The following is a 25,385-nucleotide window of genomic DNA, read 5'->3' as shown; positions in this document are numbered from 1 at the left end:
GTTTTTTACGACTTATTCGACGAAACTTTTGTCTCGTCTGATAGGGGCAAACTAAGGGATGCGTTTGAAGATCAGCTTAAATAACAGCATGAAGAGAGGGTTTATTTAAAACGGTAAATCATACGTTATGCCTATGAAATAAGGGCTTTTTGTTAGGTTTGATTCACCGAAATCGGGCGATGTTCACGCTTCGTCACGCCCGGTGTCGCATTCCAGAACAGCGACCGTTCAAATTTGAAAGATTCCGTCAAGCATCGTGGCGAACCGCCCTCATGGGATCTATGGCGGCCGCTCCCGTGCAGCCATCCAGGCGAGCGCGAGATAAGCCAAAAGAAGGATTGCCGCGACGAGAACGGCGAAGAGATTGCCGCCGTAGATTGTGGGAAACATCAATTCGATCACTGCAGTCGAAACAATGGTCGTCAACCACACCACCGCGCCCCACGGCGTGGCGAGCCAGAGCCCGACGGCAGCAACAAGTTCGATCACGGCGAAATAGACAGTCGCGGTTTGCCACTGCGTTGTTTGGTATTCGAACGAGCCGTCTTCACCGCCGATGAAGCCGGTGATCTGCGCCCAATGATAGAGCCCCTTGATCATGGACAGCACGGCCATGACTCTGAGGAAGAGAACAAGCCGGCCCGTCCAGGTGTTGTCGCCGGTCTCCGTATCCGGAGGCGGCATCGCGGTGACCATATTCACCTGATCACGATTGCCGTGCTCGCGCTCCGGTGGAACGACGTCATCGTTCGCTGCGGACCGGCCCAACTTTGCCGCGAGTGATTGCAGGGGATTCTTGCTCATGGCCCCCTGTTTGGTCCCTCAGGCCGACAAAATCAATGCACAGCTGGTGTCCCGTCTCCGAATAACCGCCCCAGTTGCGGCGCGTTCGCACGGTTATTCGGAGACGAAAGGACACTAGCAAATATAAGTTTCTAGTGGAGTTTTGGATTTGACATTCGCTTGACGAACTCGCGGCCTAGTAGGTAGCGAATGTCAAATCAACTCCACTAGGTGCAGTGACGGGGCGATTTGCCGATGCTACAACTGGCAGCAGACTATCTGCGCACGGGAGTGGCTTCAAAATGGCAATCAAGTTCGGACGTCCGATCGAAATGCGTGACGATGCCACGCGCAATCATCCTCGGACCGCCGCAGCCCCCTCCCTCGATCTCAGCACACGCATGCGCCGCAACCGGAAATCGGAATGGGCGCGGCGTCTGGTGCGGGAAAACGTGCTAACCACCGACGATCTGATCTGGCCGCTGTTCGTGGTCGGCGGCAACAACACGCGGACGCCCATCGCATCGATGCCCGGCGTCGAGCGCCTGACGGTAGATCAATGCGTGCGCGATGCCGAACGCGCCATGAAGCTCGACATCCCCTGCCTTGCCCTGTTCCCGTACACCGACCCGTCGCTGCGCGATGACAATGGATCGGAAGCGCTCAACGCCGACAATCTGGTCTGCGAAGCCGTCCGTGCAATCAAGAAAGAATTCCCTGAGCTCGGCCTCCTGTGCGATGTCGCGCTCGATCCCTACACCAGCCACGGCCATGACGGCCTGCTGCACGATGGCAGGATCCTCAACGACGAGACCGTCGCTGTCCTCGTCCAGCAAGCGCTGGTCCAGGCGGAAGCCGGGTGTGACATCATCGCGCCGTCGGACATGATGGACGGCCGCGTCGCCGCCATTCGCGAAGCGCTCGACGATGCCGGATTCCTCGATGTGCAGATCATGGCCTATGCGGCGAAATACGCGTCCGCATTCTACGGTCCGTTCCGCGATGCCATCGGCTCATCGAAAACACTCACCGGCGACAAGCGCACCTACCAGATGGACTCGGCGAATTCCGACGAAGCCTTGCGCGAAGTCGAACTCGACATCGCCGAAGGCGCGGACATGGTGATGGTAAAACCCGGGCTGCCCTATCTCGATATCGTCCGCCGCGTGAAGGACACGTTCGCGATGCCGACCTTCGCCTATCAGGTGTCGGGCGAGTACGCGATGATCGCGGGCGCGGCCAACAATGGCTGGATCGACGGCGAGCGCGCCATGATGGAGAGCCTCGTCGCCTTCAAACGTGCCGGCGCCGATGGCGTGCTGACCTACTTCGCCCCGGCAGCGGCCGAGAAGCTAAAGGGCCAGCGCTAAGACCTCGCCGCATCCTGACCGGATATCTTTTTCTCCATGTGAGCCTATCCAGTCTTGCAGCGTTGCATGACCGGGGCCATGTGCGTGCAAGCTGGTCCCTTAAGACCGGTTCCGGAGGGGTTAAGCGATGTCTGACACGAGAAACACCGGTGGAGCGACTTGGCGTAACAATCCGTCAGCCAGCTCCAGTGCGTACGATCCGTGGGCGCAGCCCGAGTTGTTCCGCGGCGTGCTGACCAAGCGATTCTTCGCGTTTCTGATCGACCTGCTGGTGCTGTCGATTCCGATCATTCTGGCCGTCATCTTCATCACGCTGTTCGGTATCGTGACCCTCGGCCTCGGCTGGTTCCTGTTCTGGCTGGTGTCGCCGTTCTCCGTGATCTGGGCGCTGATCTACTACGGCATGTCGCTCGGCGGCGCTCACGGCGCGACCATCGGCATGCGGACGATGGATATCCAGATGCGGACCTGGAGCGGCGAGCGGCCCTACTTCCTGCTCGGCGTGGTTCACGCCGTCTTGTACTGGGTGTCGGTTTCGGTCCTGACGCCGCTCGTCCTGGTGGTCGGCCTGCTCAATGATCGCCGCCGATTGCTGCACGACATTGTGCTCGGCGCGGTGATCATCAACGCCAACGTCCCGGCACCGAACGTGGTACAAACCAGCCGCGTTTAACGCCAAATTAGCTGGATGGTGGCCAAACTTGACCACCTGACTGCTCAGCGCGATGCTAGTGTCCCGATTCCGAAGTTTGCATTATTCCGCTGCACTAGAGGCAGAATCGTACAGTCTGGAGACAAACAGGACCTCGTGACCCAACACTCGCGCAACACGCCGCAGTTCTATCTGACGGCTCCCTCGCCTTGCCCCTATCTGGAGGGCAAGCAGGAGCGCAAAGTGTTCACGCATTTGGTGGGCGACAAGGCCGGCGACCTCAACGATCTCCTTACCCATGGCGGCTTCCGCCGCAGCCAATCGATTGCCTATCGTCCCGCCTGCGACCAGTGCCGCGCCTGCGTCTCGGTGCGCGTGATCGCGAACGAATTCCGCCCCTCGCGCAACTTCCGGAAAATTCAGGCGCGCAACGCCGACATCATCAGCGAGCAGCGCAGCGGCGTTCCGACGTCCGAACAATATTCGATCTTCCGCGCCTATCTTGATGCGCGGCATCGCGACGGCGGCATGGCCGACATGACCGTGCTCGACTACGCCATGATGGTCGAAGACAGCCACGTCGAAACCCGCATCATCGAATACCGGCGGCGCACCATCGACAGCGGCATCACCGGCAAAGGCGGCGACCTGATTGCGGTGGCGTTGACCGATATCCTCAGCGACGGCCTGTCGATGGTCTATTCGTTCTTTGAACCGAGCGAGGAAAGCCGTTCGCTCGGGACGTTCATGATCCTCGACCACATCGCCCGTGCGCGCAGGCTTGGTCTTCCTTACGTCTATCTCGGCTACTGGATCGATGGCTCGAAGAAGATGGACTACAAGGCCCGCTTCCTGCCGCAGCAGCGGCTGGCTCCGAGCGGCTGGGTTCGCGTCGATGCTGCCAGCCCGGCCATAGAACCTCAGGACTAAGTTCATTCCCGACGGCTGTTTCAACCGGACATCGTGCGGATACACGATGCCCGGCTGTCTGCAATCTCACGCTGCCTGGAGCCCGGTCGCCAATTGCATCGCACTGGCCAGCGCCTTTTCGCGGTGCTCGGGCCCCATCTGGACTCCGTCCGCGGAGATGATTTCCACGTTCGGGATCCCCATGTAGCCGAACACCCAGCGCAGGTAGGTTTCCAGATGCTCGCCGGCCGCCGACGGCATATCTGCGCCGTAGAAGCCACCGCGCGAGATCGCGATGATCACGCGCTTGCCCGCGGCCAAGCCCTCAAGGCCCTTCTCGGTGTATCTAAACGTCTTGCCCGCCACGAGGATGCGATCGATCCAGGCCTTGAGTTGGCTTGGGATCGTGAAGTTGTACATGGGCGCACCGATCACCACGATGTCGGTCGCGAGGAATTCGTCCAGCGCCGCGGAGCTCGCAGCGATATCCGCCTGAACCTCGGCGGATTCCGGCGTCGCCCCCTGAGCCGCAGCCAGATGCGCTCCGCTCAAGTGTGAGAGTGGCGCGGACGTGATGTCGCGATAGGTGACGTCGAGATGTGGAATGGTCGCCTTGAGGCGGTCGACCACCGCGGCGGAAACCTGCCGGGAAACCGAGTTGCCGCCGAGGATGCTGGCGTCGATGTGGAGAAGTTTCATGGGATCACCTTTAGCGTTGGTATCAAATTTATACCTAGACGCTATAAGTGACCTTTGATAAACCGCGCAAGAAGGCACATTTCTTGAACTCGAGCACACCCATGGCACCCGCGAACACCGATGTAACCGCGCCGCCGGAGCAGCAGCACCTGCCAAGCGACTGCCGCGAAGTCGGCACCATCCTCGCTCGTATCGGCGACAAATGGAGCGTGCTGATCATCATGCTGCTCGGCGACCAGCCGCGCCGCTTCAACGAGATCAAGCGCATGGTCGGGGGCATTTCGCAGCGCATGCTGACGTTGACGTTGCGCGGCCTCGAGCGTGACGGGCTCGTCACCCGCACGGTGTTCCCGACGATCCCGCCTCGCGTGGATTATGAGTTGACCGAACTGGGACGCTCGCTTCGTGACCCTGTCAAAAATCTCGGCACATGGGCCTTTGAAAATCTGCCCGAGATCAAAACCGCGCGGGACAAGTTCGATTCGAAGGACGCGTGATCGCGTTCGACCGCGAACATCAACGCTCACATCCATCAGATGTTGAACGTGCACCTTCGATGTCAGGCTTGTGACAAAAAAGCGCTGCAACTTTGCCGCGTTGCTTAACAAATTTTTGGGTGATCACCCGATAAACGAATGCAGTCCGCTTCAATCGTGATTTCAGCGCTTCGGCGCGCTCTCGAAGGCAAAGACTGCAATGCGCATCCGGCAAGTTTTTCTGTTGTCCATCGCCCTTGGTTCGGCGGTGGGTCTCTTCGCTACTGTTCTGTTCGCGACCCAGCAATGGTCGGCACTTTCGACCGCCCGGAACGTCGATCACGACGTCCGACTGCTTGCGAGTGCGCTACGCCTGCCGGAGGCATTGAACCTCGAACGCGCCTTCGTGAACCCTCCTCTGGTGACGCCGACGCCGATCACGGCGCAACAGAAGGCGCCGGTGCAGGCCAAGATGAGCGGGTTTGACGCGATTCTCGCGGACGCCCGCAGTCAGGCCGTGCTCGACAGCGATGTCACCGCACTTCGCGAATTGGAAGACGGCCTCGCCAAGGTCCGCAAGGGCGTTCTCGCCGCCGTTGAAGTGCCGCTCACGGAGCGTCCGAAGAATGTCGTCGACAACTACCTGCCGCAGATGTTCGCCATCCAGGAAACGGCGCGCGCGTTCGGCGCGGCTGTTCAGCGCCGCATCAATGCCGGCAATCCGGATGTCGGACAGTCCGCGCGTCTTGCACAGCTTGCCTGGGACATGCGCGACTGGGCCGGACGGCAATCGAGCACCATGATCCGCTACATGACCATGAAGTTGCCGATGGACGGTGAACAGGCGGAGGTGCTGTCGGGCTTCAAGGGGCGCATCGACCAGATCTGGTCCACTATCCGCTCGACGGTTGAAGACATCAACAGCCCGTCGGTCTCGGCGACGTTTGCCGAGGTGGACCGCGCGTTCTGGGGCAAGGGCGGCGAAGCTTACGCGACGTATGTCCTGCCGAACCACGGCAAGCCACTCGCTCTCGAGCCCAACAAGTTCCTCCCCTTCATCATTCCGATCCTGGATAACGTTCTGCCGCTCCGTGAAGCCGCGCTTGCGGAAGCCATGCGCCAGAGTGCAGCCATGATCAGCGTGCTGTGGATCAAGTTCGCTCTCGCTCTTGGCCTCGTCGCACTGACCATTTGTGCGGCAGCGGTGGGCACATGGTGGTTCAATCGCCGCGTGGTCACGCCGACGGGCCAGATCACCGAAACGATCCTCGCTCTGGCAAACGGCAACCGCGACGTCGAGGTGCCGCTGCAAGGCCGCACCGATGAGCTGGGCCAGATGGCACAGGCGATTGAGACGCTGCGCCGCAACGCCATTCAGGCCGATGCCGCGGGACAGGATGCACTGGCGGAGCAACAGGCGCGTGCCTCGCGCGGCGCCACGCTGGAGAGCTCGGCGCGTGATTTCGAGACGCAAATCAACGCCGCTCTGAGCGCCGTTTCCCATGCCACCGCGCAACTTGAAAGCGCCGGCGCGACCCTCACCGGCGCCGCCGACGCCGGCAATTCGCAGGCGGACGCCGTCGCTGCCGCAACATCGATCGCCCTGGAAAACGTGCGTCTGGTCGCGACGGCGATTACCCAATTGGCGGGCAGCATTGCCGACGTCGATGGTCGTATCGCCGATGCGGCGCAAATCGCAGAGAGCGCATCTGCGGCAGCGCGTGAGACCGACACCTCGGTGCAGGAACTCTCCAACATGGCCCAGCGCATCGGCGATGTGGTGCAGTTGATCCGCAACATTGCCAGCCAGACCAACCTGCTCGCCCTCAACGCCACCATCGAGGCCGCCCGTGCCGGTGAGATGGGCAAAGGCTTCTCGGTGGTCGCCGGCGAAGTGAAGGCGCTCGCCCATCAGACGGCAACGGCGACTGAAGAGATCGTCCGCCAGATCAGCGCCATGCAGGGCGCGACCGGCACGGCTGTGGGAGCGATCCACAACATCACCGAGACGATTGCCCGGCTCGAAGGTGTGACGGCGGCGGTCTCCAACGCAGCCAGCGAACAGAGCCAGGCCACGCAAAGCATCGCGGATGCGGTGAAGCGCGCCGCTGCGGGCGTCGAGGACGCCGCGCGTCACGCGGAGTCCGTGCGTCAGGGTGCGGGCCGTACCCGCTCCACGGCTGATGCGGTCAACGAAGCGACCAATGCGCTGAGCCAGCGCGGCAACGCCATGCACGAACAGGTGGGCGCGTTCCTCGGCTCGCTGCGCGTGGCGTAACACCCCGCTGACGCGACAATCTTCGGAGCGGGTGCCACGCGCCCGCTCCTTTTCTTTAAGGCGACCGCCTTATCCGCTGACGAAGTCGATCAGCAGCTTCAGATTCAGTGTCACGACGAGCGCGGCAATCAGCGCAGCCAACACCGTCAGCCAGCGCGGGGCAACGAACTCGCCCATTTTGGCCTTGCTTGCCGTGAACATCACCAGCGGGATGATTGCAAAAGGCAACTGCAGGCTCAGCACCACCTGACTGAAGATCAGGAGCTGGGCCGTCCCCCTCTCGCCGTACCAGATCGTCACCAACGCCGCCGGAATGATCGCCACCATGCGCGTGATCAAGCGTCGCAGCCACGGCGCCACCTTGATGTTAATGAAGCCTTCCATCACGATCTGGCCTGACAGCGTCGCCGTCACCGTCGAACTCAAGCCGCAGCACAGCAGAGCAATCGCAAACAGGCTTGGCGCCAATGCCGATCCGAGCAGCGGCGACAGGAATGAGTGCACCTGTTCAAGCTCGGCGACGTCGGTCTTGCCGGCCTTGTGAAAGGTCGCGGCCGCAAGGATCAGGATCGAGGCATTGATCAGCAGCGCAAGACACAACGCGACGGTGGAGTCGATCGTCGCGAGCTTGATGGCTTCTTTCTTCTCGGGAACGCTGTGTCCGTAATTCCGCGTCTGCACGAGTCCGGAGTGCAAATAGAGATTGTGCGGCATCACCGTCGCGCCGAGAATGCCGAGCGCGAGGTAGAGCATCTCCCGATTGCGGATAATCTCCGTTGTCGGCGCAAAACCGCGGATCACCTCGCCCCAGTCCGGATCGGCCATGGCGATCTGAATCGCAAAGCAGGCCGAGATAATCCCGAGCATGCCGACAATGAACGCCTCGACCCAGCGGAAGCCCGCTGCCTGCAGCGCGAGAATGAGAAAGACGTCGAGGGCAGTGATCAGGACACCGATCTCCAGCGGAATGCCGAACAGGAGATTGAGGCCGATGGCGGTGCCGATGATCTCCGCGAGGTCTGTTGCGGCAATCGCGATTTCAGCGAGCAGCCAAAGCGGCCAGGCCAACGGCTTGGGGAAAGCATCGCGGCACGCCTGGGCAAGATCGCGCCCGGCCCCGACACCCAACCGCGCGCACAGCGCCTGCAGAATGATGGCCATGATGTTGGACATCAGTGCCACCGTCAGCAGCGCATAGCCGAACTTGGAGCCGCCGGCGAGCGACGTCGCCCAGTTGCCGGGGTCCATATAGCCTGTGGCGACGAGATACCCCGGTCCCAGGAACGCCGCCAGTTTGCGCCAAAACGAACCGGATTTCGCAATCCGGACCGAGGCGAACATGCCGCTCAGCGACGGTTCGCCTCGCGCGTTGCGCCAGCCACCGGCCACAGAAATTTCACTGGCGCCACTTGTCACGGGCGCGGGCTTCAAGGGGGTCTTTGCATCCATGCCGGCACTATGCACAGATCAAGATCTAGTTGCAAGTGACTTGCAAGAGCAAAGAAGTAACCAGTCCGAGTTCCAGCTCGCCGTCACCTCGATCGGCACCTCGGATCATTGCGATCGCCACAGGGATGTCAGGCACGACGGGTGAACGCGGTGAGCGGGATTCCCAAGCGCTGGAATCCCGCGTCGCACGCGCCGTCTTCGGCTATCTTCAAGCGTCCAGCCCGCCGAAGCTGGCTGGGCGGCTAACCTCCGCCGATCTCACAACGCCTACGCGAACCAGAAATCACCGGCTGTGAGGGTCTTCAACCCGGCAATCGTCACGTCGTTGCTGGCATCGAAGTGAACAACGGTGTTCCCACTGCTGATCTCGATATCCAGATCGCCGATATTGTGAATGCCCTCGCCGGCCAACGCCGTGAGATCGATCGTGTCGCCGTTGGTGAAGTCGGCGGTGTCGTGACCGCTGCTGGCCGCAAACACGAACCGATCCGCTCCGGCATCGCCGAACAGTTGGTCATTGCCGACGCCGCCGGTCAGGACGTCCCTGCCGTCGCCGCCGTGAAGCACGTTGTTCGATCCGCCCATGACGGTGAGTTGGTCATTGCCTGCTCCGCCATCAAGAAAACTCGTCCCCAGCGAACCGGACGCGACCGTTGCGGTGAGCACATCGCTGCCACCACCGCCATCGAGATGATTTTCTGCAGTGGAGTTGTCGGTGATGCTCGTGGCAGGCGCGGTCGACAGGAAAGCCGTCAGGCTGTCATTCCCGGTCCCACCGTTCAGGACGTTCGAGACATGGTAGAGATCACCCGAGGCGCCGGGGCCGCCGCGAGCCAAAGCGTCGAGATGCGCCGTGAGACTATCTCCCCCATCCCCTCCCTCGAGTTGATTGAGGCCGCGAATAACACCACCCTGCAGCGTGGAATTCGCCGTCAGACTGTCGTTACCCGTGCCGCCATCGAGAAAATTGGTCGCATTCGAGATCGAGTTGTCAAGCCGCGCAACATGGGTCGCCACTAGGACATCGTCGCCTTCATCCCCCCACAGGTTGTTCACACCAACCGGTGCGCGTGAATTCGAGGACGTGTAGTTGAATGCGGTGAGCATGTCGTCGCCGCGCCCGCCGTGGAGCTCATTCGATACCAGATCCGTAGTGAGGGAGCGGCCTTCAGCAGATGCGTCCAAAACGTCGCTACCGTCGCCGCCGAACAGAGTATTGCTCGCACTGCCGCGAAACGCGACGATGTCTGTATCAGCATGAGCGGTAATATGGTCGTTGCCTGAGCCGCCATCCACGACGTTGATAGCAATGCTGATGTTGAGCGCGCCACGCGCATCCGCAACAGCGTTGATGGTGTCATCGCCCGCACCGCCGAGAACGTGGGTTGTGGCCGTGACATTGCCGAACACCGCCGATTGCGGGGCAGCCGGCGAGATATTTGCCACTGCATTGATGGTGTCGTTACCTGCTCCGCCATCCTGCAGGACTTCGGCGGTGATAACCCTGCTGTCGGTCGGCGATCCACTCATTGCGCGCTGCAAGGTTACAGTGGCGTCGAGGCTATCGTCACCGGCTCCGCCATACTGGACCGCAAGCCCATGAATCGGATCATTGCCCTGCCCGGGCGCTCTGGCAGTAGGAACCAAAACATTGGTTGTCAGCGTATCGCTACCGGTGTCGCCGATCAGTGCGGTGCGGTTGAAGATGCTACTCAACTGATCATTGCGACCAAGTCCGAAGACGACATCGCCCTCGGCGCCCGCACTGAGGGTATCGTCGTGTGGTGTTCCGATAATCAAATTATTGATGGGATCGATGAGAGACAGCCAATCGTAATCTTGAGCACTCAAAAGATCATCGGCAGTCAATGATTGAACGCTCTGGCTTTTCCTGGGGGCCATGTTTTCCTCCTTTGGCAAATGGCTAAGTGACCAGTGTCTGAACCAACAGGATTCCAACTCGCGCGAGGCCAACCACCCTTAAGGAATTAAATAAGAGGCCTCGCCGAATAATAATAATAAATCAAAATCACAACCCCTGATTACACAACCCTTGATTACACCGCCCGGAAAATGCCCGTCAATACCGGCCTCACGGGCCAGCGTTCACGATTTAATTCAGTTCGGGAAAATTGGATGGGCGCATTTAAACGCGGCGATGGGGGTTTTTGGACCCCCGATCGCACGCGCAATCACGGCTATCTTTCAGGCTTCCAGCCCGGCGAGAATCTGCAGGCTGAAACCTCCCCCTCACCGCATGAGGCTGAAACGCCTCACGCGAACCAGAAGTCACCGGCTGTGAGGCTCTTCACGCCGGCGATCGTCACGTCGTTGCTGGCATCGAAGTGAACAACGGTGTTGCCGCCGGTGATCTCGATATCGAGATCACCGATATTGTGGATGCCCTCCGAGGCCAACGCCGTCACGTCGATCTTGTCGCCCTTGGTGAAGTCGGCGGTGTCGTGGCCGCTGTCGGCCGCAAACACGAACCGGTCCGCACCGCTGTCTCCAAACATATGATCGTTGGCAATGCCGCCGGTCAGGACATCCCTGCCGTCACCGCCATGGAGTTCGTTGTCCGATCCGCCGATGACCGTGAGTTGGTCATTGCCTGTTCCACCATTGAGGAAACTCGTCCCAAGCGAGCCCGGCGCGACCGTTGCGGTGAGAACGTCATTGCCCCCGCCACCATCGAGATGATTTTCCGCCGTGGAGTTAGCCGTGGCATTCGCAGCGGGCCCGGTGGACAGGAAAGCTGTCAGGCTGTCGTTGCCGGCGCCGCCGTTCAAGACGTTCGAGACGTGGTACTCGCCGACACCTGAATCCGCGTTGATTGTCGCCGTGAGGCTATCGCGCCCATCATCTCCGTCGAGTTGATTGAGAGCAGTAACGGCGCCAAGGGCTGACAGCGCAGTGGAGCTGGCTGTCAGGCTGTCGTTGCCCGTCCCGCCGTCGAGATGGTTGGTCACGTCGGTAACCCGATTCTCGCCGTCGGTGGTATGGGTTGCGACCAGAACATCGTTGCCCTCATCGCCCCAGAGGTTGTTGACACCAATCGGCGCGCGCGAATTGGAGTCCGTCAAGTTTGAGGCGGTCAACATGTCATCGCCGCGTCCGCCATGAAGCTCGTTTGATACCAGTCCCGTGTTCTGGGATTGGCCCACTGCGGATGCGTCCACAACATCGTTGCCGTCACCCCCGTAAACGGTGTTGCTGGCACTGCCGCGGAACGCATTCAACTCCGTTACAGCATGAACCGTGATGTGGTCGTTACCGGAGCCGCCATCGACCTCGTTGATGGCGGTGCTGATGTCGATCGCGCCCTGCGCGTCGGCAACGGCATTTATCGTATCGTTTCCAGTGCCGCCGAGAACATGGGTTTGTGTGGTGACATCGCCGAACACAAGCGCCGGCGAGATATGCGCTGTTGCATTGATGGTGTCGTTGCCGCCTCCGCCATCTTGCAGGACTTCCGCGATAACGGCTCGGCTACCGCCGGGCGCGCCGCTCGCACCCTGCAACGTCACCGTTGCATCGAGGCTGTCGTGGCCGGATCCGCCGAATTGAACAGCAAGGCCATGAATCGGATCAGTGCCGGCCGTTGGGACGAGAACCTCGGTCGTCAGCGTATCGTGACCAGTGCCGCCGAGCAGCGCAGTGCGATTGAACGCGCTGCTTAACTGATCATTGCGGCCAAGCCCGAAGACGATGTCACCGTCGCCCCCTGTGCTGAGAACGTCGTCGCGCCGCGTGCCGACAATCAAATTGTTGATGGGATTGATGAGAGAAAGCCAGTCAAAGTCTTGAGTGCTAAAAAAATCATCAACCCCGATCAATTGTTGAACGCTTTGGCTCTTTGTGGAATTGGCCATGTTTTTCTCCTTGGCAAATTGCTGCGCAACCAGCTCCTGAACCAACAAAGATCCAATTCATCCGCCTCATTCTTCCCAAGAATTAAATAAGGCGTCCGCCTGAAAATAATAAATTAAATACAGAGCCTGATTAAATTGACACATAGAGTCCCGTCAATACCCAGTTCGCGGGTCAACGTTCACGATTTAATTCATGTAGAGAATGTGCCAGCCAATATGATCCGAGCGAAGTTTATTTCGCTTGAAGACTTCATGGCGATGTCATTCGCTCGGCGCTGAAAGCTGATCAGGCTTCCACTTCAAAATCGCCTGCCTGCGGCGGAGCGATCGGGGTGAACTGACAGCGATCAGGCTTGAGATCGATCAACGGCGTGCCGTCGAGACAATCGAGGCCGCGCACGAGCACCGTTGCTCCTTCGATCCCGACGAATTTAGCAACCGATGTGCCGATCGGATTTGGACGGACAGGCGAGCGGAGCGAGAAGGTCCCGCGTGTTGTGCCGTCACTCGCCGGACTTTGCAGCACCAAATCGCGGCGCGACTGATGCAGCCAGTACAGCACCTCGACCTTGCTATACTGATCAAGCCCCTGCAACGCCTGCACCCAAGGCTCAAAAATCTCGATCCGGCAGATCGGACCATCGTGCCTGCCCTGTCGCGGCGTCATCATGCGGTCCGTCCATGGCGTGCGAATGCGGCCGATAAACACCAGACCGGCATCGGTCGGCGCCGGCGGTTCGATGGCAACTTCACCTTCGCGGATTTCGTTGTAGCGGACCATGCTCTGCATTCCTTCGACACTGCACATCAGCATCATAGAGCAACAGGCGCTCACATTCTGATAATTTTCACTCAATTTTACTCTAAACGCGCACGGAGCATTTATCGCTGCCTGTGATCATGCACCAATGTCCATCGCGCTCCGAAAGCAACTTGTAAAGCCGGATACATCCTTTGGCCCGCTGCGCTTTGTCGAAGCGTTGCCGTGGCTGATCTTGGCTGCGGCCCTGCGTGTCATCGCCTTTCGCGGCGGGCTACTGTCAATCGTCGCGATCGTGTGCGCAGATATCGCGATACTGCAGGCATTCATCCTGGTCGCGCGTCGCTCGATTGAACTCGCTCACGGTCAAACCAATCTGGGTTCGCTGGGGCCTCTGGAGCAGTTCCGATTGGCGCGGGCCATATTTGGCCGAACACTGCTTTTGATGATTGGGGCGTGTGCCGCAGTAGCGGCTGCCGGCGGAGCATCCTACGCCATCATTTCATTGGTTGGCGTGGATGGCATGGCATTCGATCAATTCAACACCGCTGCAAAATTCTGGAGCGCCACTGTCGCCACGCTGGTCCTGCTCATGATCGTCGGGGCGGACGCAAACGACGGCGAGGTTCGTTTCTTCGCGGCTATCGCCGAATTTGGACGACGCTGGGTCTGGCTCTGTGCCGCGATCCTGTTTCTCGGCGCGGTCTATATCGGCTTGAGTTTCGTGCAAGGACTGGTCCGCGACACCATCCGGATGTACTGGCAAACCTCATCCGACAGTCAGTTTCTCAAGAACCTCGTCTTCTTCGTCTTTATCTTCAGCTTCGCAATGCTCCGACTCTGGATCACATTGCTGATCCTGACTTTCGGATTGAAGCAGTCCTACAAAAGCTAGTGGACCCGCTTTTGGCGGGCCCATTGTCAATTTCAGCACAACTCTCACCGATCGGATTATTCGATCACTTTGCCGAACTTGTTCGACTTCGGGAAACCGTTGGCAAGCCGCCCCGCATCGCCCCGATTGCCGCGCCAGTCGTTCAGTTCTTTCGACGTCAGGCTCTGCTCGCGGCCCGCGGTGTCTTTCCAGGTCATGCCTTCCTTGTTGATGAAGGTCATGACGTCGGACAATCCCTTGTCCTTGTAGCGCTGCAGACGCACACCACGCCCGCGAGCCATTTCCGGGATCTGGTCCAACGGGAAGATCACCATCTTGTGGTTCTCGCCGATCACCGCGACGGTATCGCCATTGACCGTGGCAATCGCCGCAGCCTTGTTCGGCGCCGTTACGTTGAGAACCTGCTTGCCCTTGCGGGTGTTGGCGGCGACGTCATCCTCATTGACGACGAAGCCCTGCCCGTCCTGGCTCGCGACCAGAAACTTGCGGCCGCCCTTGCTCACGAACAGTGAAACGATATCGGCATCGCCTTCCATGTCGATCATCATGCGGACCGGATCGCCATGACCGCGACCGCCCGGCAGTTTCTGGGCATCGAGCGTGTAGAAGCGGCCATTGCTTGCAAACAACGTCAGCTTCGATGTGGTCTCGGCAAAGAACGCATAGCCCAGACTGTCGTCCGTCTTGAACGCAAGGCTCGAAAGATCGGTGACGTGGCCTTTCAGCGTACGCACCCAGCCTTTCTCGGACATGACCACCGTGATCGGCTCGCGCTCGACCAGGGCCTCCTCGATGGCAGCAAGATCGTGCTCAGGCGCGTCCGCAAATTGGGTGCGGCGCTTGCCGAGCGGCGTCTTCGGCCCGAACAGGTCACGAACCTTCTTGACCCCTTCGCCAACCTTCTTCCACTGCTCATCCTCCGACGCGAGCACAGCGTTGATGCCTTTCAATTCGGCACGCAGTTCCCGGTCTTCGCCGCGGATTTCCATCTCTTCCAGCTTGCGCAAGCTGCGCAGCCGCATGTTCAGAATGGCTTCCGCCTGGATTTCAGTCAGCTTGAAGGTCTTCATCAAGACCGGCTTGGGCTCATCCTCGGTGCGGATGATCTTGATGACCTTGTCGATGTTGAGATACGCGACGAGATAGCCGCCGAGGACTTCGAGGCGATGCTCGATCTGGCCCTTGCGATGGTTCGAGCGGCGCAGCAGCACGTCGCGCAGATGATCGAGCCACTCGCGCAGGCACTCGGCCAAGCCGAGGACCTTCGGGATGCGGCCTTTCACCAGGACGTTGAGGTTGAGCGAGATGCGGCTTTCAAGCTCGGTCTGCTTGAACAGCGTCTCCATCAGCACTTCAGGATCAGCGTTGCGCGTCTTCGGCTCGATGACGATGCGGACGTCTTCGGCGGACTCGTCGCGGATATCGCCAACCAGCAGCAGCTTCTTCTCGTTGAGCAGTTCAGCGATGCGCTCGATCAGGCGCGACTTCTGCACCAGCCACGGAATTTCGGTGACGACGATATTCCAGGCGCCGCGAGCGCCTTCTTCCTTGTGCCACTTCGAGCGCACACGAAAGGCGCCACGTCCGGTGGTGTAGGCCTCTGCAATGACCTCCTGGGAATCCACCACGATGCCGCCGGTCGGAAAGTCCGGACCCTTCACATAGCGCAGCAGGCCACGTGTCTTGGTCGCAGGCTTGTCGATCAGATGCAGCGCGGCGTCGCAGAGTTCAGCCGCGTTGTGCGGTGGGATGGCGGTCGCCATGCCGACCGCAATACCTTGAGAGCCGTTCGCCAGAAGGTTCGGAAACGCGCCGGGCAGAACCACTGGCTCTTTCGACTGGCCGTCGTAATTGGCGCGGAACTCGACGGCATCTTCGTCGATGCCTTCCAGCAGCAGCCGCGCGACTTCCGTCATACGCGCTTCGGTGTAGCGGTACGCGGCCGGGTTGTCGCCGTCGATATTGCCGAAGTTGCCCTGCCCGTCGACCAGCGGGTAGCGCGAGGCAAAGTCCTGCGCGAGACGGACCAGCGCGTCGTAGATCGACTGGTCGCCATGCGGATGGAAACTACCCATCACGTCGCCGACGATCTTGGCGGACTTCTTGAACGGCGTGCCGGGGTCGAGCCGCAGCAACCGCATCCCATAAAGAATGCGGCGATGAACGGGCTTCAGGCCGTCACGGGCGTCCGGCAGTGCCCGGTGCATGATGGTGGACAGCGCATAGGCGAGGTAACGCTCCTCGAGCGCCTCACGGAGGGCGACCTCCTGGATGTCCATCGGTTCTGGCGGAATCAGTCTTTTTCCCATGGCTAGGGGTTAACTCTCCCGAGCAAAATGAACAACCGGCGAATTATTTGGACATCGCCTGTTCGTAATTGTTCCGCCATAATTTTGCCCGTTGACGGGGTGGCTTGGCGCCCGTACGCCCGCGCTGCGGCGCGTGCAATGTGGCGGACTTTTCCGGCATCTCGTTGGCCTTTTGAGGAGGAAGACATGCGTCGTTTGATTTTGGCAGCGATCGCCGCCGTCACATTGGCCGGCGCCGGTTCGTTCGCCGGCACCGGGGCCGAGGCCATGCCACTGGCAGGCTTGTCCGGCGCCGCGGCAGGCCAGGCAGAGACGGTTGCGCTGGTCTGCAACCCGGTCTGGAACGGCTATGCCTGGGTTCGCACCTGCTATCGCACCTATCCGCGCTATTACGGCTCGCGCCCCTATCACGGCTATTACGGCCGCCGCTACTATCGGCCGCGTTATTATTACTGAGCGCACACCCCTCCGTACCCCGCGAAGCGGGCTGGATGATTCCGGCTCGTTGCTTTAGCCCTCAACCGCGCGGGCGCGAGGCCGCGTGACAGCTGCGATAAACCCATCGCGGGCATCGGAATGTCCCTGCCCCCGTGGCTCCAGAACATTCCGCAGCAGGAACAGCCCCGTCAGCCGGAAGCCGTCCTCCAGATCCTGACCTGTCCAACTGTTGGTGCCCGCGCTTCCTTCCTGAAGGAATGGCGGCAAGCGCAGCAAGCGATCCCGCCATGGCTCCCCCGCTTGTCGCGACACCGCTGCGCCCGACTTCGGCGAGACATACACGAGGTCGTTCATCGTCCCCGTGGCTGCACAGGCGGACAGATCGAGGCCGAAGCCGAGTTCCGTGAGCATAGCCAGTTCAAATCGAATCAGATGAACGCCCGCCTCGCCCGCATTCTCGAAATCATCGAGAATGGCCTCGACCGTCTCGTAGATGTCTTCGTGCGGATCACGCTCCGGCAACAGCCGCACCAGCGATGCCAGATGCGTCAGGCCATAGACGGCGTGGGGCGAACCAAACATCGTTGCTGCGCGAAGCTTCGTTCCCTCGAGGGCGTAGTATCCGAGGTGCTCGTCGAGTCTTGCGCGCCAGACAGCGTTCACGGTGTTGCCGGGCTGGAGCAGAGGCCGCATCCGCGTCCCCGCGCCGCCACGCACCAGCCCAAGATGCCGGCCATGGGAACGCGTCATCAACTCGACGATGGCGCTCGATTCGCCATGGCGCCGTGTCCCCAAGATGATGCCTTCGTCCGTCCACTCCATGACTTCAGAGCTTACACGAAACCGCGGATCGATTCAGAGGCTTCTAACGCCGTCCGTTCGATGGCGCGAACCAGCCTTGCGCATCGCCAGTGAAGGAAAAGAACAGCCCGGCCCCCGTGAGCGCTGCCGAAATGAAATCGACGAAGGTCTCCAACTGCCAGCCGGTCTCGTTGATCATCGCGGCAACCGAGATCACCGACATCACGAGCGAGACCAGCAGAACCATTCGCGCCCAGTTCTGCCGCCGGTGGGCCGCGAGCCAGACCAGATAAACGAAGAACAACAGAAGCACCGCCGTAACCAGCTTTGCTTCCGGAGGCGTTATCTCGCCGACATCACTGAACGTGTCGCGACGAAACACCATCGAGAGTGAATCGAGCAAGAGCGACAGATAAAGCAGCACCTCGAAATAGAAGATGTGCTTTGGAACTGCGACGTTAGACGCTGTCATTCTTTCGGGAACTCCAGGCCCATTTCTCGGTAGCGCTCCGGATCGTCGCCCCAGCCGTCACGCACCTTCACAAACAAGAACAGATGCACGGGCTGGCCGACGATTTCCGCAAGTTCCTTGCGGGCATCCGCGCCGATGGCTTTGATCGTCGCCCCGCCCTTACCGAGCACGATCTTGCGCTGGCTGTCGCGCTCGACAAAGATCGTCTGCTCGATGCGTACGGAATTGTCTTTGCGTTCGGTCCAGGTATCGGTCTCGACTGTCGACTGATACGGCAGTTCCTGATGCAGATGGCGGTAGATCTTCTCGCGGGTGATTTCGGCAGCCAGATGCCGCATCGGCGCATCCGACATCTGGTCCTCGGGATAATGGAACGGACCGGGCGGGACAGCGCGAGCCAGCGCCCGGCGTAAGTCGTCGACACCGTCACCGCTGAGCGCCGACACCATGAATGTCTGCGAGAAGTTCAGGCGCTCATTCGCCTTCTGGGCGAGAACCAGCAACTTCTCCCGCTGCACCAGATCCACCTTGTTCAGCACAAGGATCTTCGGATGATTGACGCTTTCAAGCTTGGTGAAGATCGTGTCCGCCTCATCGTCGATACCGGCGCGGGCGTCGAGCAGCACACACACGAGATCAGCATCGTGGGCGCCGCTCCACGCGGTCGAGACCATCGCGCGATCGAGGCGCCGCTTCGGCGCGAAGATACCGGGCGTATCGACGAGAATAATCTGAGCGTGGTCTTCGACAACGATGCCGCGGATCAAGGCGCGCGTGGTCTGCACCTTGCGCGACACGATCGTGACCTTCGAGCCGACAAGTGCGTTGACCAGCGTCGACTTGCCGACATTGGGCGCTCCGATCAGCGCGACGAAGCCGCAGCGCGTCTCGGGGGCGATCGTTGTCTCTTGTTCAGCCATCGTTGCTTCCGCCTGTTACCCCTTCGCGCTTCAACAACGCCGTGGCAGCGACTTTTTCCGCGGCACGCTTGCTACCGCCAATGCCTTCCGCGGGCGCGAGGCCAGGCAGTTCCACGGCTACGCGGAACTGCGGATCATGATGCGGGCCGGTCCGCTCCACTTCGCGATAAACCGGCGTCGGCAAGCCTTTGCCCTGCGCCCACTCCTGCAGGACAGTTTTAGGATCGCGCAACGGTCGAACCGGCTTGCGCATGCGCTCGGTCCAGTTGCGTTCGACAAACTGCGCCGCAGCCGCATATCCGCCATCGAGAAACACCGCACCGATCACAGCTTCGCAGATGTCGCCGAGCACCGAATTGCGCAACCGTGCGCTCGCGCCCGCGCCAACCGAACCGAGCTTGATCGCCTCGTCCAGGCCGAGCGACTTGGCGACATCAGAACAGGCTTCCCGGCGAACCAGATCGGCAAGGCGCTTGGACAACTCGCCTTCATCGGCTTTCGGAAAAGCCTGGTAAAGCATATCCGAGACGATCAGCCCGAGCACGTGATCGCCTAGAAACTCGAGACGTTGATAGCTGTCGGTGCGATTACGCGCCGACTTCAACGCGGACACGTGAGTAAACGCGGTCGCGAGCAGCGACGGATCGGCGAACGTATGGCCGAGGCGCTCCTCGACGATCTTGGCGGCAGCTTTCGCGCTGGGCTTGCGTACCGCTTTCTTCTTCACGGGCGGTGCATCGCCGGAGCCACCGCCCGCAGCGTCATCCATCGTCGGAGAAAGATTCGTGAGTGTGGTGTCGCCGTTCATCGCACGAAGGAGAAAATGCGATTCCAGCGCACGGCCGTCGGCCAGCGCCAGAATTGCCAGGCTTGTTCGCCTTCAGCAATGGAGAAGAAAATCATCTGCGCGCGGCCGATCAGATTCTCCGACGGCACATAACCCACCGCAGACAACACGCGACTGTCTGTCGAGTTGTCGCGGTTGTCACCCATCATAAAGAAATGGCCGGGCGGCACGGTGTAAACATTGGTGTTGTCGTAAAAACCGTTATCGACGCAGTCGAGCGTCTTGTAGGTCACACCGTTCGGAAGCGTTTCCTGCCACTGCTTGACGCGGGCCGTCGCATCCGATCCGCACGGATCCTCGCCGATGAAATCCGGCAACCGTTTGCGCTCAACTGGCTTGTCGTTGATGTAGAGGAGTCCCTCTTTCATCTGGATGTGATCACCCGGCAATCCGATCACGCGCTTGATGTAATCGGTTGTGTCGTCCTTCGGCAGGCGAAATACAACGACGTCGCCGCGATTAGGATCAGAACCGAAAATACGGCCGGAGAAAAGTCGCGGCGACAGCGGGATCGAATAGTGAGTGTAGCCGTACGAATACTTCGAGACAAAAAGGTAATCCCCCACCAGCAAGGTGGCCTTCATCGATCCGGACGGAATGTTGAAGGGCTGAAACAGAAAGGTGCGGATCACAAGCGCAATGATAAGCGCGTGAATGACGACGCGAATGGTTTCACCAACGCCGCCTTCGGATTTCGCCGGAGATGTCACGCTCATTGCTCTTTCAGGTCCTGGGTTTGAGATGCTTGCGGCCCCCGCCGGCAAGTGATCCGCCGAACCGGAAAGCCAGCCAAATCACCCGCGCGGGTTTTAAACTGTTGTCGCAGGGGGCGCAATGAAGCGCGGCATGAAAACTTGCTAATGGTCTGACAAATCAATGAATTTTAGATTCTAGAGTCCCGATTCCGAAGTTCGCATCATTCCGCCACCCACTCGTCTGCGAACTTCGGAATCGAAGGACTCTAGCAAGTTATTGTTCTAGTGTGGCTTTGGTTCTGAAGTCCGCATTCCGGACTCGCCGCACGAATGATGCGGACTTCAGAACCGCCACACTAGGGGTATTTCGCTGTCCGGAACGACGGGAGCTAGCTTCTGACGGCCGGGACCGCTGAGATGACGACGAAGGCCTGCGCCAGCGGCCAGTCATCGGTGATTGTCAGGTCGATCCGGGCCTCAAAGCCCTCTGGCGTGAGAGATTCGAGCCGTACGAGGGCCCCGCCCGTCAATTTCATCGTGGGACGCCCGCCTGGCAGGTTGATGACCCCCATGTCCCGCCACCAGACGCCCTGCCGGATTCCAGTGCCCAAAGCCTTGGAACAGGCTTCCTTGGCGGCAAACCGCTTGGCATAGGTCGCCCAGACCATTTTCGGCGCCTTGGCCCGTCGCTCGGCCTTGGCGCGCTCCGCGTCGGTGAAGATGCGGTCCAGGAACCTGTCCCCGTGCCGCCCAATCACCTTCTCGATGCGCGTGATATCGATGAGGTCCGAACCGATCCCGATGATCATGCGTGGACCCGGATCAGCTTGCGCCCCCTGTCCATCGCGGCGCGCATGTCGCGCACACACTGCGGAAGGCCGATGAACATTGCCTCGCCCATCATGAAATGACCGATGTTCAGTTCGACGATCTGAGGCAGGGTCGAAATCGTCTGCGCGGTCTTGTAGTCGAGGCCGTGGCCGGCATGCACCTCGATGCCTGCGGAATGTGCCATCTCCGCCCCCGAGACAATGCGTTGCCATTCGTGCTCGGCCTTGTCCTTCTGTCCCTCGACCACAGCATCGCACCATGCGCCGACGTGGATTTCGATGACCGGCGCTTTCAATTTCGCCGCCATTTCAATCTGGTTCGGATCGGCCGCAATGAACAACGAGACGCGGATGCCCGCATCGTTAAGCCTGGCAATGAACGGTCCCAGCGCATCGCGCTGACCGACCACGTCGAGCCCGCCTTCAGTGGTGACTTCCGTGCGGCGCTCCGGAACGAGACACGCCGCATGCGGCTTGGTCGCCAGCGCGATCTGCAGCATCTCGGCAGTCGCAGCCATTTCAAAATTGAGCGGCTTTGAAATCTCCGCTTTCAACCGCGCCATATCGTCATCGCGGATGTGGCGACGGTCTTCACGCAGATGAGCGGTGATGCCATCAGCGCCCGCCTCGATCGCAAGATGAGCGGCGCGCACCGGATCAGGCACATGGCCACCGCGCGCGTTGCGCAGCGTAGCCACGTGATCGACGTTGACCCCGAGACGGAGCGGAGGAATTGTCGCCATGGGAAAATCCAAAACCAGATGACAGAAGGATGACGATTGAGTTTAGCCGTTGACGCGCTCGACGCTGGCAACCACCGCCTTTGCACGCAACTGAGAAATGATAGCGTTCAAATGCTTGAGGTCATAGACCTCCAGATCGATGGTCAGGTCAGTAAAATCAGGCGAACGGCGACTCATGCTGATATTGTCGATATTGCCGTCGTGCTCGGCGATGACACCGGCAACTTGAGCAAGGCTTCCCGGCTCATTGACGTTCTGCACATGCAATCGCGCCGGAAAACGCTGCGGCGCCATCTCCTCGATGTCCCAGCGGACATCGAGCCAGCGCTCCGGCTCTTCCTCGAAATCCTTCAGCGCCGGAGACTGGATCGGATAAATCGTGATCCCCTCACCCGCCGTCACGATGCCGACGATGCGGTCACCCGGCACCGCACCCCCATTGGGTGCGAATTTCACCGGCAGGTCCGAATTGATGCCACGAATTGGAATCGCGGTTGATGCCTTGCTGTCAGCAGGCGTTTTCGTCTTGGGAGCCGATCCGACAACCTTCTTTGCCGCGATGCGCGCTTCTTCCTTGTAGTCGGGATACATCGCGCGGGCGACATCGGAGGCCTTCATCTCGCCACGCCCGACCGCAGCCATCACGTCGTCGATGGAAGACCGCGCCAGCCGTGGCAGCGCGCCTTTCAGCTTGTCGTCGGCATAGACAATCTTCGCGCGCATGAACAGGCGCTCGACGATGCGCCGTCCGAGCCCGGCGTACTGATCCCGCACAGCGGCTCGCGTCGCACGGCGGATCGCGGCACGCGCCTTGCCGGTGACAGCAAGCGCTTCCCATGCACTCGGCGGAGCCGACTGCGCCTGCGACGTCAGCACTTCGACCTGATCACCGTTTTCAAGCTCGGATGATAGCGGCGCGAACTTGCCGTTGATCTTGCAGCCGACCGCGCTGTTGCCGACGTCGGTATGCACCGCATAAGCGAAGTCGATGACGTTGGCGTGCCGCGGCAGCGCGATGAGTTTTCCCTTCGGCGTAAAGCAGAATACCTGATCGTGGAACAACTCCATCTTGGTGTGTTCGAGAAACTCTTCGGGATTCGAACTTTCCGAAAGCACTTCGATCGTGTGCCGCAGCCACGCAAACGCATTGGACTCGCGGTTGAGCATTTCAGTCGGAGAACCGATGCCGTCCTTGTAGAAGGCATGCGCGGCGATACCAAATTCGTTGACGCGATCCATCTCCTCGGTGCGGATCTGCAATTCGACGCGTTGTTTGCCGGGGCCAATCACCGTGGTGTGGATGGAGCGATAATCGTTCTGCTTCGGCGTCGAGATGTAATCCTTGAAGCGCCCCGGAACGACCGGCCACGTGGTGTGCACGATACCGACCGTGCGATACACCTCCTCGAGGCTCTTCACGACTACACGGAATCCGAAGATGTCGGAGAGCTGCTCAAAGCCGATCGACTTCCGCTCCATCTTCACCCAGATCGAGAACGGTTGCTTGCGCCGGCCTTTCACCTGCGCAGTGATGCCGTTCTTGGCGAGCTTGGCGACCAACTGCGACTCAATCTCGCCGATCAAGTTGCGATTGCGCTCCTCGAGCGCATCCAGCCGCTGCTCCACTACCAGATGCGCGTCGGGATCGAGCACACGAAACGACAGGTCCTCCAACTCCTCGCGCATTTTCTGCATACCCATGCGGCCGGCGAGCGGCGCATAGATATCGAGGGTCTCTTCGGCAATTCGCCGTCGCGACGCTGGAGGCATGAACTCCATCGTGCGCATGTTATGCAACCTATCCGCGAGCTTAACCAGCAACACGCGCACATCGTCGGCAATGGCGAGCAGCAGCTTGCGAAGATTCTCGGCCTGCTTGGCTTCGCGGGAGACGAGCTCCAGTCGTTTCAACTTGGTGAGCCCGTCGACCAGGGCGCCGATCTCCTTGCCGAAGATCTGGTCGATTTCCGCACGGGTCGATTCGGTGTCCTCGATGGTGTCGTGCAGCAGAGCCGCGACGATGGTTGCATCGTCCAGCTTCAGGCTGGTCAGGATGGCTGCCACTTCGAGCGGATGCGAAAAGTAAGGATCGCCGGAGGCGCGCTTCTGCTCGCCATGCGCCATCATCGCATAGACGTAGGCCCTGTTGAGCAAGTCTTCGTCAGTATTCGGATTGTAGGCGCGAACCCGATCGACCAGATCGTATTGCCGCATCATCTTGGGGCGAGCCGGCTTTTTCGCAGCCGCTGACGCGTCAGCCTGAGCCACGCCCACGTCGGCCGCTGCCTGCATTTGATGATGATTTTGGCGCCCGATCGCCATTGCAACGCTTCCTCGATTGGCGAAAGTCCCTAAAGGAACGCCAATCACAATATCACCGCGTTCGCTGGTGATCGCAAGGAAGACGCACAAAAAGTCAATAAACGCAAAGGCCCGGAAAAACGCAAAGGCCCGGATCTCTCCGGGCCTTCTGAATGATTACGAAAATTTCATGTACAAAGTAAGATGAGTTTTACTCGTCTTCTTCAGGTTGTTCTTCGGGAGGTGCGAGGCCTTCGAGGCCCTTCAGAAGTTCTTCTTCCGTCATGCGCTCGACAGCGACTTCGGTGTCGTCTGCGTCAACGGAAGCTCCGGCAGAGCCGATCAATGGAACGGTATCGGGCTCAGGCTCATCCACTTCAACAAACTTCTGAAGCGAATGGACCAGCTCTTCGCGCAAATCTTCAGGAGAAATGGTCGTGTCGGCGATTTCGCGTAGCGAAACCACCGGATTCTTGTCATTATCTCGATCGACGGTAAGAGGAGATCCCGACGAAATCATCCGCGCACGGTGCGCGGCAAGCAACACGAGGTCGAACCGGTTATCGACCTTATCAATGCAATCCTCAACGGTGACACGCGCCATCGGCTGTCGCTCCAAGTAGTCAGAAATGTCTCGCTATACGCGTTAGGTATAGCGAGTAAGGCCTTTTCGCAAGTAGCAATTTTGAAATGCCCGGGAAATCGGGGTTTTCACAAGGTTACTTCTTGGCAAATGAAAGGAACAATCTGGTCCATGGACAAGAAATCGGCTTATTGGCTGCCCAAGGTGTTAGTCTACCCCGGTCGCTCCTGACGGTTGTCGATCTGATATTACGACCCGTTTTTCCTTACAACCGCTTGGCGAACAGCTGAAATCTGAAGGAAC

The 25,385-nt window shown here is 59.9% G+C and carries 23 protein-coding genes; 7 read left to right on the top strand and 16 right to left on the bottom strand.

Annotation, left to right across the window (positions count from 1 at the left end; genetic code table 11):
- Window positions 1-279 precede the first annotated feature (279 nt).
- The gene (locus ACP0KA_RS23275) at window positions 280-804 is read right to left on the bottom strand and encodes a DUF6163 family protein (protein ID WP_424631075.1); all 525 of its coding nucleotides are present in this window, start codon (window positions 802-804) and stop codon (window positions 280-282) included.
- Window positions 805-1,085: 281 nt separating this feature from the next.
- On the opposite strand from ACP0KA_RS23275, the gene hemB reads away from it, so the two are divergent.
- The 3 genes from hemB (at window position 1,086) to ACP0KA_RS23260 (ending at window position 3,735) form a co-directional block, all read left to right on the top strand.
- Window positions 1,086-2,153, top strand: a complete 1,068-nt coding sequence (gene hemB / locus ACP0KA_RS23270) for a porphobilinogen synthase (protein ID WP_424631074.1) — start codon at window positions 1,086-1,088, stop codon at window positions 2,151-2,153.
- A 127-nt stretch (window positions 2,154-2,280) separates the two neighbouring features.
- Window positions 2,281-2,826 (top strand): RDD family protein, encoded by a 546-nt coding sequence (locus tag ACP0KA_RS23265; protein WP_424631073.1) that lies wholly within the window; start codon window positions 2,281-2,283, stop codon window positions 2,824-2,826.
- Window positions 2,827-2,961: 135 nt separating this feature from the next.
- A complete protein-coding gene (locus tag ACP0KA_RS23260) occupies window positions 2,962-3,735 on the top strand; it encodes an arginyltransferase (protein WP_424631072.1) in 774 nt (257 codons plus the stop codon).
- Between the two features lie 66 nt (window positions 3,736-3,801).
- Here the strand turns inward: ACP0KA_RS23260 and ACP0KA_RS23255 are convergent, their stop codons facing one another.
- Window positions 3,802-4,413: an FMN-dependent NADH-azoreductase gene (locus ACP0KA_RS23255; protein ID WP_424631071.1), complete on the bottom strand. Its 612-nt coding sequence runs from the start codon at window positions 4,411-4,413 to the stop codon at window positions 3,802-3,804.
- A 101-nt stretch (window positions 4,414-4,514) separates the two neighbouring features.
- On the opposite strand from ACP0KA_RS23255, the gene ACP0KA_RS23250 reads away from it, so the two are divergent.
- On the top strand, window positions 4,515-4,910 hold the full coding sequence (locus tag ACP0KA_RS23250; protein WP_424631070.1) for a winged helix-turn-helix transcriptional regulator: 396 nt from the start codon (window positions 4,515-4,517) through the stop codon (window positions 4,908-4,910).
- A gap of 199 nt (window positions 4,911-5,109) precedes the next feature.
- The gene (locus ACP0KA_RS23245; protein ID WP_424631069.1) at window positions 5,110-7,167 is read left to right on the top strand and encodes a methyl-accepting chemotaxis protein; all 2,058 of its coding nucleotides are present in this window, start codon (window positions 5,110-5,112) and stop codon (window positions 7,165-7,167) included.
- Window positions 7,168-7,236: 69 nt separating this feature from the next.
- On the opposite strand, the gene ACP0KA_RS23240 is transcribed toward ACP0KA_RS23245, so the two are convergent.
- The 4 genes from ACP0KA_RS23240 to tsaA form a co-directional block, all read right to left on the bottom strand.
- Window positions 7,237-8,616, bottom strand: coding sequence for an Nramp family divalent metal transporter (locus ACP0KA_RS23240; RefSeq protein WP_424631068.1), 1,380 nt, complete (start codon window positions 8,614-8,616; stop codon window positions 7,237-7,239).
- Window positions 8,617-8,883: 267 nt separating this feature from the next.
- Complete coding sequence (locus ACP0KA_RS23235) at window positions 8,884-10,518, bottom strand: calcium-binding protein (protein WP_424631067.1); 1,635 nt, start codon at window positions 10,516-10,518, stop codon at window positions 8,884-8,886.
- Between the two features lie 371 nt (window positions 10,519-10,889).
- On the bottom strand, window positions 10,890-12,488 hold the full coding sequence (locus tag ACP0KA_RS23230) for a calcium-binding protein (RefSeq protein WP_424631066.1): 1,599 nt from the start codon (window positions 12,486-12,488) through the stop codon (window positions 10,890-10,892).
- 286 nt (window positions 12,489-12,774) lie between these two features.
- Entirely contained in the window at window positions 12,775-13,269 is a 495-nt protein-coding gene (gene tsaA / locus ACP0KA_RS23225; protein WP_424631065.1) for a tRNA (N6-threonylcarbamoyladenosine(37)-N6)-methyltransferase TrmO, read from the bottom strand.
- Between the two features lie 127 nt (window positions 13,270-13,396).
- Here tsaA and ACP0KA_RS23220 point away from each other — a divergent pair, with 127 nt between their 5' ends.
- Window positions 13,397-14,143, top strand: coding sequence for a hypothetical protein (locus ACP0KA_RS23220; protein ID WP_424631064.1), 747 nt, complete (start codon window positions 13,397-13,399; stop codon window positions 14,141-14,143).
- A gap of 56 nt (window positions 14,144-14,199) precedes the next feature.
- Here ACP0KA_RS23220 and parC read toward each other — a convergent pair whose 3' ends face one another.
- Window positions 14,200-16,452 (bottom strand): DNA topoisomerase IV subunit A, encoded by a 2,253-nt coding sequence (gene parC / locus ACP0KA_RS23215; RefSeq protein WP_424631063.1) that lies wholly within the window; start codon window positions 16,450-16,452, stop codon window positions 14,200-14,202.
- Between the two features lie 186 nt (window positions 16,453-16,638).
- Here parC and ACP0KA_RS23210 point away from each other — a divergent pair, with 186 nt between their 5' ends.
- On the top strand, window positions 16,639-16,908 hold the full coding sequence (locus ACP0KA_RS23210) for a hypothetical protein (RefSeq protein WP_424631062.1): 270 nt from the start codon (window positions 16,639-16,641) through the stop codon (window positions 16,906-16,908).
- Between the two features lie 54 nt (window positions 16,909-16,962).
- On the opposite strand, the gene recO is transcribed toward ACP0KA_RS23210, so the two are convergent.
- From recO to rpoZ, 9 genes are all read right to left on the bottom strand, one after another.
- Window positions 16,963-17,712, bottom strand: a complete 750-nt coding sequence (gene recO, locus ACP0KA_RS23205; RefSeq protein WP_424631061.1) for a DNA repair protein RecO — start codon at window positions 17,710-17,712, stop codon at window positions 16,963-16,965.
- Window positions 17,713-17,755: 43 nt separating this feature from the next.
- On the bottom strand, window positions 17,756-18,163 hold the full coding sequence (locus tag ACP0KA_RS23200; RefSeq protein ID WP_424631060.1) for a hypothetical protein: 408 nt from the start codon (window positions 18,161-18,163) through the stop codon (window positions 17,756-17,758).
- Entirely contained in the window at window positions 18,160-19,083 is a 924-nt protein-coding gene (gene era / locus ACP0KA_RS23195; RefSeq protein ID WP_424631059.1) for a GTPase Era, read from the bottom strand. Before era ends, ACP0KA_RS23200 begins: the two co-directional genes overlap by 4 nt.
- Complete coding sequence (gene rnc, locus ACP0KA_RS23190; protein ID WP_424631058.1) at window positions 19,076-19,852, bottom strand: ribonuclease III; 777 nt, start codon at window positions 19,850-19,852, stop codon at window positions 19,076-19,078. Before rnc ends, era begins: the two co-directional genes overlap by 8 nt.
- 35 nt (window positions 19,853-19,887) lie before the next feature.
- Window positions 19,888-20,646, bottom strand: a complete 759-nt coding sequence (gene lepB / locus ACP0KA_RS23185) for a signal peptidase I (RefSeq protein ID WP_424631057.1) — start codon at window positions 20,644-20,646, stop codon at window positions 19,888-19,890.
- 368 nt (window positions 20,647-21,014) lie between these two features.
- Complete coding sequence (gene acpS / locus ACP0KA_RS23180; RefSeq protein WP_424631056.1) at window positions 21,015-21,434, bottom strand: holo-ACP synthase; 420 nt, start codon at window positions 21,432-21,434, stop codon at window positions 21,015-21,017.
- Window positions 21,431-22,198, bottom strand: a complete 768-nt coding sequence (locus ACP0KA_RS23175; RefSeq protein WP_424631055.1) for a pyridoxine 5'-phosphate synthase — start codon at window positions 22,196-22,198, stop codon at window positions 21,431-21,433. The genes acpS and ACP0KA_RS23175 overlap by 4 nt, the downstream gene beginning before the upstream one ends.
- A 42-nt stretch (window positions 22,199-22,240) precedes the next feature.
- A complete protein-coding gene (locus ACP0KA_RS23170; protein WP_424631054.1) occupies window positions 22,241-24,520 on the bottom strand; it encodes a RelA/SpoT family protein in 2,280 nt (759 codons plus the stop codon).
- A 190-nt stretch (window positions 24,521-24,710) separates the two neighbouring features.
- Entirely contained in the window at window positions 24,711-25,103 is a 393-nt protein-coding gene (gene rpoZ / locus ACP0KA_RS23165) for a DNA-directed RNA polymerase subunit omega (protein ID WP_002712128.1), read from the bottom strand.
- Between the last annotated feature and the right edge of the window lie 282 nt (window positions 25,104-25,385).

The sequence above is a fragment of the Bradyrhizobium sp. SYSU BS000235 genome (genome assembly GCF_049747295.1).
GTDB lineage: Bacteria > Pseudomonadota > Alphaproteobacteria > Rhizobiales > Xanthobacteraceae > Afipia.
The sequence above is the reverse complement of the archived record's forward strand: the minus strand, read 5'-3'. Positions and strand labels throughout refer to the sequence as shown.

Excerpts from the sequence above, each read along its gene's own strand:
- ACP0KA_RS23275 (WP_424631075.1), bottom strand. The coding sequence starts at position 804 with ATGAGCAAGAATCCCCTGCAATCACTCGCGGCAAAGTTGGGCCGGTCC.
- hemB (WP_424631074.1), top strand. The coding sequence starts at position 1,086 with ATGGCAATCAAGTTCGGACGTCCGATCGAAATGCGTGACGATGCCACG.
- ACP0KA_RS23265 (WP_424631073.1), top strand. The coding sequence starts at position 2,281 with ATGTCTGACACGAGAAACACCGGTGGAGCGACTTGGCGTAACAATCCG.
- ACP0KA_RS23255 (WP_424631071.1), bottom strand. The coding sequence starts at position 4,413 with ATGAAACTTCTCCACATCGACGCCAGCATCCTCGGCGGCAACTCGGTT.
- ACP0KA_RS23250 (WP_424631070.1), top strand. The coding sequence starts at position 4,515 with ATGGCACCCGCGAACACCGATGTAACCGCGCCGCCGGAGCAGCAGCAC.
- ACP0KA_RS23245 (WP_424631069.1), top strand. The coding sequence starts at position 5,110 with ATGCGCATCCGGCAAGTTTTTCTGTTGTCCATCGCCCTTGGTTCGGCG.
- ACP0KA_RS23240 (WP_424631068.1), bottom strand. The coding sequence starts at position 8,616 with ATGGATGCAAAGACCCCCTTGAAGCCCGCGCCCGTGACAAGTGGCGCC.
- ACP0KA_RS23235 (WP_424631067.1), bottom strand. The coding sequence starts at position 10,518 with ATGGCCCCCAGGAAAAGCCAGAGCGTTCAATCATTGACTGCCGATGAT.
- ACP0KA_RS23230 (WP_424631066.1), bottom strand. The coding sequence starts at position 12,488 with ATGGCCAATTCCACAAAGAGCCAAAGCGTTCAACAATTGATCGGGGTT.
- tsaA (WP_424631065.1), bottom strand. The coding sequence starts at position 13,269 with ATGGTCCGCTACAACGAAATCCGCGAAGGTGAAGTTGCCATCGAACCG.
- ACP0KA_RS23220 (WP_424631064.1), top strand. The coding sequence starts at position 13,397 with ATGTCCATCGCGCTCCGAAAGCAACTTGTAAAGCCGGATACATCCTTT.
- parC (WP_424631063.1), bottom strand. The coding sequence starts at position 16,452 with ATGGGAAAAAGACTGATTCCGCCAGAACCGATGGACATCCAGGAGGTC.
- ACP0KA_RS23210 (WP_424631062.1), top strand. The coding sequence starts at position 16,639 with ATGCGTCGTTTGATTTTGGCAGCGATCGCCGCCGTCACATTGGCCGGC.
- recO (WP_424631061.1), bottom strand. The coding sequence starts at position 17,712 with ATGGAGTGGACGGACGAAGGCATCATCTTGGGGACACGGCGCCATGGC.
- ACP0KA_RS23200 (WP_424631060.1), bottom strand. The coding sequence starts at position 18,163 with ATGACAGCGTCTAACGTCGCAGTTCCAAAGCACATCTTCTATTTCGAG.
- era (WP_424631059.1), bottom strand. The coding sequence starts at position 19,083 with ATGGCTGAACAAGAGACAACGATCGCCCCCGAGACGCGCTGCGGCTTC.
- rnc (WP_424631058.1), bottom strand. The coding sequence starts at position 19,852 with ATGGATGACGCTGCGGGCGGTGGCTCCGGCGATGCACCGCCCGTGAAG.
- lepB (WP_424631057.1), bottom strand. The coding sequence starts at position 20,646 with ATGAGCGTGACATCTCCGGCGAAATCCGAAGGCGGCGTTGGTGAAACC.
- acpS (WP_424631056.1), bottom strand. The coding sequence starts at position 21,434 with ATGATCATCGGGATCGGTTCGGACCTCATCGATATCACGCGCATCGAG.
- ACP0KA_RS23175 (WP_424631055.1), bottom strand. The coding sequence starts at position 22,198 with ATGGCGACAATTCCTCCGCTCCGTCTCGGGGTCAACGTCGATCACGTG.
- ACP0KA_RS23170 (WP_424631054.1), bottom strand. The coding sequence starts at position 24,520 with ATGGCGATCGGGCGCCAAAATCATCATCAAATGCAGGCAGCGGCCGAC.
- rpoZ (WP_002712128.1), bottom strand. The coding sequence starts at position 25,103 with ATGGCGCGTGTCACCGTTGAGGATTGCATTGATAAGGTCGATAACCGG.